The sequence below is a fragment of the Flavobacterium reichenbachii genome (assembly GCF_002217435.1).
Classification (GTDB): Bacteria; Bacteroidota; Bacteroidia; order Flavobacteriales; family Flavobacteriaceae; genus Flavobacterium; species Flavobacterium reichenbachii.
In genome coordinates, this window is record NZ_MUHF01000001.1 from 463,747 (window position 1) to 470,529 (window position 6,783).

The 6,783-nt window shown below is 34.7% G+C and carries 7 protein-coding genes; all 7 read right to left on the reverse strand.

Annotated elements, in window-relative coordinates:
• Nucleotides 1–36 precede the first annotated feature (36 nt).
• The gene (locus tag B0A68_RS02165; RefSeq protein WP_035685083.1) at nucleotides 37–2,583 is read right to left on the reverse strand and encodes a TonB-dependent receptor; all 2,547 of its coding nucleotides are present in this window, start codon (nucleotides 2,581–2,583) and stop codon (nucleotides 37–39) included.
• A gap of 252 nt (nucleotides 2,584–2,835) precedes the next feature.
• A complete protein-coding gene (locus B0A68_RS02170; protein WP_035685082.1) occupies nucleotides 2,836–3,249 on the reverse strand; it encodes an RrF2 family transcriptional regulator in 414 nt (137 codons plus the stop codon).
• 115 nt (nucleotides 3,250–3,364) lie between these two features.
• A complete protein-coding gene (locus B0A68_RS02175; RefSeq protein WP_035685080.1) occupies nucleotides 3,365–4,192 on the reverse strand; it encodes a TPM domain-containing protein in 828 nt (275 codons plus the stop codon).
• 3 nt (nucleotides 4,193–4,195) lie between these two features.
• On the reverse strand, nucleotides 4,196–4,633 hold the full coding sequence (locus tag B0A68_RS02180) for a TPM domain-containing protein (RefSeq protein WP_035685077.1): 438 nt from the start codon (nucleotides 4,631–4,633) through the stop codon (nucleotides 4,196–4,198).
• Between the two features lie 28 nt (nucleotides 4,634–4,661).
• Entirely contained in the window at nucleotides 4,662–5,246 is a 585-nt protein-coding gene (locus B0A68_RS02185) for a LemA family protein (RefSeq protein WP_035685074.1), read from the reverse strand.
• A 43-nt stretch (nucleotides 5,247–5,289) separates the two neighbouring features.
• Entirely contained in the window at nucleotides 5,290–5,622 is a 333-nt protein-coding gene (locus B0A68_RS02190; protein WP_035685071.1) for a MerR family transcriptional regulator, read from the reverse strand.
• Nucleotides 5,623–5,674: 52 nt separating this feature from the next.
• Nucleotides 5,675–6,652, reverse strand: a complete 978-nt coding sequence (locus B0A68_RS02195) for a M23 family metallopeptidase (RefSeq protein ID WP_035685068.1) — start codon at nucleotides 6,650–6,652, stop codon at nucleotides 5,675–5,677.
• Nucleotides 6,653–6,783: the final 131 nt, after the last annotated feature.

Sequence of the window (6,783 nt, forward strand, 5' to 3'; positions counted from 1 at the left end):
AAATGTATCTCGTTTTTTTATGGTAAACTTTATGTTTTATAGTGAATATTTAAGTGTTATTCCATACGTTCTTTGATCTCCTAATACAGCAGCATATTGACCTGTATTTCCTCCCGCAGGCAATAATTGTTCGTAATAATCTTTGTTTAAAAGGTTACGACCCCAGAATTGGATAGATAAACCTTGCGTAGCGCGGAAACCTAAACGAGCATTAAAAATTGCATAACCAGGAACTACCAAATATTTTGAAGCAGATGGACTCGATGAAAATTCAGAACGAGCGTAAGAATCAACAGCCAGGAAAATTTTACCAGCATTTCCGAAGAAAGTTGCTCTGTCAGAAAGTTCACCTCCCAAAGATCCTGCCCATTTTGATGCACCAGGCAAACTGCTTCCAGAAACATCTTTAAATGATACTGGAGCTCCTGTTTCTTCTAAAGGAAGCGGTGCATTTGTAAATTTATCATACTTTGCATCAGTATAAGTTGCAGCGGCATTAATAGTCAGGTTTCTGTTTACAACAAAACTTGCGTCTAACTCAGCACCTTTTACACTTACTTTATCTGCATTGGCAAGATATCCACGGTTTACACCTAATTCAGCAGCTTGTACATTCGTTTGGAAATCTTTAATTTCTGTTCTGAATAGCGCCAGATTTAATATTGAATTTTTAAATGGAGAAGTTTTTACACCCACTTCGTAGTGATTTACTTTTTCTGGTTTGATTACAGCAAGATCCAATAAAGGCTGTCCCGCAGAATTTGTCGGAAGTCCGGCTACGTTTACACCAACTGGTTTATAACTTTTTGCATAAGTTGCATAAGCATTGATTTTGTCTGAAGCTTTATACGTTAAAGTTAAGTTTCCAGAAAAGTCAGTATTGTCAATACTTGAGTCAAAAGCCTGATCAGAATAAACTAATTTTTTTAATGCTAATAATGCTGGATCAGTTGTTTGAAGACCTCCGTATGTTGTACGGGCATAATGCGCGTCTTTCTTATCAAAATTATATCTTAAACCTGGTAAAATATGTAAACGGTCTGTAATAGCCCAGTCGATTTGACTGAATACAGCTGCACTCGATGCTCTAATGTTGGCATCAGTTTTAATTCCGTAACCTTCAAAAAGACCTGGAGTTTTCCATAATGCGCTTGTAGTACTTTGAGCAAATCTCCATTGTGCATTTCCAGACTCTTCTGTACCATTAGTTTGAGAAGTTTGATCGATAAAGAATGCACCAACAACACCACTGATTCTTGATGTTAGCTGTCCTGCATAACGAACTTCTTGTGTAATTTGAGTTTGTCTCGTTGGGTTTTGAGATAATGCCAATACTTGTAGTCCTGTAAAATCTCTATCATTTGACGGATCCCAGTTCCAAAAACGCCAAGCTGTAGTTGAGGTAAGTGTACCGTTTGCAATTTTTGTGTCAATATTTAACGAAATACCTCCCATATCTTGTCCAGAACGCCACGGAGTATCATGATCAATCTTACGGTCAAAAGCATTTTGGCTTGGCAGCTGATAATTTAAATCTTTGATGATTGCATCAAACTGACGATAAGCAGCTCTTTGAGTTGGAGCTACACCAGCAACAACTTGCGCATATCCATCAGGACGTTGTGTTGTAATATCTGCAGCCAAAATTATATTGGTTCTTTCAGAAGGAGTAAAAAGTAATTGACCTCTAATTCCCTGATTGTTTAGTGTGTTTGTAGGTCTTCCAGTTGCAACATTATCAATTAAACCATCGCGTTGTGTACCAGAGAAAGATAAACGTCCTGCAACTTTTTTGCCTAAAGCTCCTGTAATAGATGCTTTTGCCTGTAGAAAATTGTAATTTCCGTAACTTACTTCAAAGTCTGCACCAGAAGTAAAACTTGGTTTGCGCGTTGTAATATTAAATGCTCCAGAAGTAGTATTTTTTCCAAATAATGATCCTTGCGGTCCACGTAAAACTTCAATTTGCTCTACATCGATAAAATCTAAAGTTGTAGCAGCCGGACGAGCGTAGTAAACTCCATCTACATAGAAACCAACACCTGGATCAATACCATCATTAGTAAGTCCAAAAGGAGAACCAAGACTACGAATGTTAATACCTGTATTTCTTGGATTTGAGGAATAAAGCTGTACAGACGGAACTAATTCTTTAATACGATTAACGTTAAACGCTCCAGTTTGTTCTGCTTGTTTTCCAGTAATTACCGAAACTGCAATAGGTACATCCTGAACTTTTTCGATTCTGCGTCTGGAAGAAACCACAACTTCTCCAAGTTCGTTTTCTTCATTCAATAAAATGGTTAATGGTGGTGCATCCAAAGTAGTAACTTCGATTTCTGCAGTTTTATATCCAACATATTGAACTAAAATTGTAAGCGGAAGTTTTCCTCTTGTGTCTAATACAAATTTTCCGTTTTGGTCAGTAGTAGTACTGCTTGTTGTTCCTTTAATGACTACGTTAACGGCTTCTAGGGGAGTGTTGGTATTTGTAGTAACTACTCCTTCTATTTTTTGTGCGAAAGAGATTGAAAATGTAAAAATTGTAAGTATAGTAAAAAGATTTTTTATAGATGTTTTCATTTTTTATATTAATTATATGTGATTAGTAGAATTTAAAATTAAATTTTTTTTACCAGCACATACACATTCTAAATGAAACATGGTTTGCAGCTTTTAAACCGCTATTTTGATTTCTTTGCAAAAAATTTTCTAATACACCCGATGGTTGTAAATGTACTTTCATGGATTAAATTTTGTAAATGGTTAGTTAAATATTTTGCGCAAATATAAATATTAATTCTATCGATTTACTAGGAATTAGAAAATATTTTTTTATTTATTTACCAATGAAGCTATTGTGATGCCTTCCATTGCCTTTAAAGTTTTATCTCTAATTAGCATTAAACCGTGACGCAGACTGCATTCAGACTCGGTTTTGCAATCGGAGCAAGGCTCGTAAAAATTTAAAGAAGCACAAGGCAAAAGTGCAATTGCACCATCAAATAAACGGTGAATTTCTGCCAGCGTGATTTCATTTTTAGATTTTATCAAATAATATCCGCCAAATTTTCCCTGCTTACTGCTCACAAAACGGCCGCGTTTTAGATCTAACAAAATCTGCTCTAAAAACTTTTTTGGTATGTTGGCTCCATCCGCAATTTCTATCGTTCTAGAAATGTGATTTTCGTCTTGTTCTGCTAAATAAAGTAAGGCCTTAAGGGCATATTTTGCTTTATGTGATAACATCTATATTTTATTATTATGAATTATAAACTGTTAATTATGAATTGCAAATGTAAGCTAAAATCAGCTTTAAATTAAACCTGAAATTTGAAACTAAAAAACTTGACTTCAAAGAATCCTACCAGCTTCCACCAGATCCGCCTCCGGAGAAACCTCCACCGCCAAATCCGCCGCCAAATCCGCCTCCTCCTCCAGAAGAGCCTCCGCCAAATCCGCCAAAACCTCCGCCGCTGCTTCGTCCTAAATTACTCAGGATAATAGCATCAAGCAGGCTTGGGCCTCCGCCGCTATTATTGCCGTTATTGCCTCCGCGTCCTCCTTTATTTCTAGAGATTAAAATAAGTACAATTACTACAATAGCAATAAACGGAAAGATAGGAAATTCTTTTCCTTTAGACTGCTGTTTGCGTTCGCCTTTATATTTCCCTTTAAAAACATCAATTATCGCGTCAGTTCCTTTGTTAAGTCCTTCATAATAACTTCCGGCTTTAAACTCAGGAATAATGATATTTCTTGTAATTTCTCCACCAATACCTGCCGTTAAACGATCTTCTAAACCGTAACCTGGCGAAATCCAGATTCTTTTCTCTTTTTTTGCTAATAAAATTAAAACACCGTTATCATTTTTTGCTGTTCCTCCAATTCCCCATTCCTGTCCCCATTTTGGAGTAAGAATTCCGATATCTTCTCCATTTAAACTTTCGATAGTAACAACAACAATCTGCGTTGTGCTAGAATCAGAATAACGAATTAGTTTTTCTTCCAGCTGGCTTTTTTCAGATGCACTTAATATATTGGCATAATCATAAACAGAAGTCTGAAAACTTGGTTTTTTTGGAATTGTAAATTGTGCAAAAATGCAATTAACTGTAAAAAAGGCTATTAGTAAAAAGGACAAACGAAAAATTCCTTTAGAAAGTGAAGTTTTATTTTTGGAAATATTCATTATTTATCCTTTAGAGATTTCGTTAGATAATTCATTTGTGTCGCCTTCAGACCAAGGGAAGTATTTTTTTAATTGCTCTCCGGCACACAAAATGCCGTCAACTATTCCTTGTTTAAAATTTCCTGATTTAAATTGAGCTGTCATTTTGTCTTTGGTAATATCCCAAAAATCAGAAGCAACCAAATCATTAATTCCTTTATCGCCGCAGATAATAAAATTTTTATCACTTACAGCAAAGTAGAATAAAACGCCATTTTTTAGTTGCGTTTCATTCATTTTTAATTCATGAAAAACTTCTAAAGCCCGGTCAAAATGGACTTTAGAAGTTGTGTTTTCTATGTGAACTCTAATTTCGCCAGAAGTATTCTTTTCAGCCATACATATAGCTTCAACAATCTCTTGTTCTTCCTGTTTGGTTAAAAAATCTTCTACTTTTGACATTGAAATTATTTTAGAGTTAAAATTAGATTTAGAATTTTACTTCTACTGGTTTATCAGCACCTGTAGAGGCTTCAAAATATGGTTTCTCTTTGTATTCTCCTAAGAACCATTTGTTTGGAATAGATAAAATATATCCGTTATATTCCTGAACAGATTCGTTAAAACGAGTTCTTGCAGTCAGAATTTGGTTTTCAGTACTCGCCAGCTCATCTTGTAATTTTAAGAAATTTTCATTTGCTTTCAATGTTGGATATTGTTCAACAGAAACTAATAATCTTGACAAAGACGAAGAAACACCACTTTGAGCCTGGTTAAATTGTGCCAGTTGTTCCGGAGTAACATTACTTGGGTCAATTGTTACAGAAGTTGCTTTTGCACGTGCTTCTATTACAGCAGTCAAAGTTCCTTTTTCAAAATCAGCAGCTCCTTTTACAGTATTTACTAAATTTCCGATCAGGTCATTACGTCTTTGGTAAGCCGTTTGTACATTTCCCCACTCTTTGTTAACAGCCTGGCTGTATTTTAATCCACTGTTTTTAATTCCAATAGACCAAAAAGCTATAATAGCAACTAGTACTACAATAATTCCCACGGGGATTAACCATTTTTTCATATTTGTTTAGATTTAAGTTGGTTTATAATTTTAATATTATTTTTTATAATTCGTTTTTAATTTCGTTTAATTGTGTTTTTATAGATTCTAATTTACGTATTATTTCAAATTTATCTAACGTTTTCTTCTGGCCTTCTTTCAGATGTGTTTTTGCACCTTCCAGCGTAAAACCTCTTTCTTTGACCAAATGATAAATCAATTGTAAATTGGTAATGTCGTCTGGTGTAAACATTCTGTTGCCTTTGGCGTTCTTTTTAGGTTTCAGGATATCAAATTCGCTGTCCCAAAACCGAATCAATGATGCATTGACATTAAAAGCTTTGGCAACTTCGCCAATACTATAATATCTTTTATCTTTTGAAAGCTCAATATGCATGATTTGTTTTTTCTTATTCTATGTTATTCCAAAAATAGTACTTTTTATACTATTAATCTAATGATTGGTTTTCCTGATTTGCCAATTGCGAAATCGCTACATATTCTGCAGCCGAAATATTTCCGTAATAAAAGTTCAGCGGATTTACAACTTTTCCATCCTTATGCACTTCATAATGACAATGCGGTCCTTCAGATCTTCCTGTGCTTCCTACGTATCCAATTACATCTCCTCGTTTGACATGTTGTCCGGGTCTGCAGTTATATTTGCTCAAATGCGCGTATAAACTCTCATATCCAAAACCATGCCTGATTACGACGTGATTTCCAAAACCAGACGCAGCGGCATCTGCTCTTTCTACAACACCATCGCCTGTGGCATAAACCGGCGAACCTGTATTGGCAGTGAAGTCCATTCCGTTATGCATTTTTCGCACTTTCGTGAAAGGATCGGTTCTGTATCCAAATCCGGAAGCCATTCGTTTTAAATTTTCATTTCGCACGGGCTGAATTGCCGGAATAGCCGATAATAAATTCTTTTTTGTACTCGCCAATTTCAGAATTTCATCTAATGATTTGGATTGAATTGCCAATTGTTTAGATATTTTATCAATTCGTTTTGTGGTGTTTAATACCAGTTGAGAATTATTGTAACCTTCTAATTTTTTATACCTCAACTGATCTCTAAAACCTGCTTTTCTTATAGAATCAGGAATTTCAGTTTTATTAAAATAAACCCTGTATATGTTGTTGTCCCGATCTTCTAATGCTTCTGCAACTTCATCGATACCATCCATTTTTTTATTCAAAATGGCATATTGAAGTTTCAAATTCTCAATTTCCCGTGCTTGTAATCGATCTTTTGGAGTTTCGAAATAAGGAGTGTTGATTAAAAGTATAAAAACTAAAAAACCAAATAATGCTGAAGCAGACAAAAACAGTACAGCATAACCAATTTTGATTCTCTTTCTGGTTTTTATTTTTGTATAAGCCAGATTTTCTGAGTCGTAATAATATTTTACTTTCGCCATATTTTAAAATACCCTATTTTTGCAGCTTGTAAAATAGTTAGTCGAACAAATTTAATAAATGTTTCAAATGTTCGATGCTTTTTTCAAGAATAAAAAACAATTAGATAATGTGTCAATTTGATAATTAGATA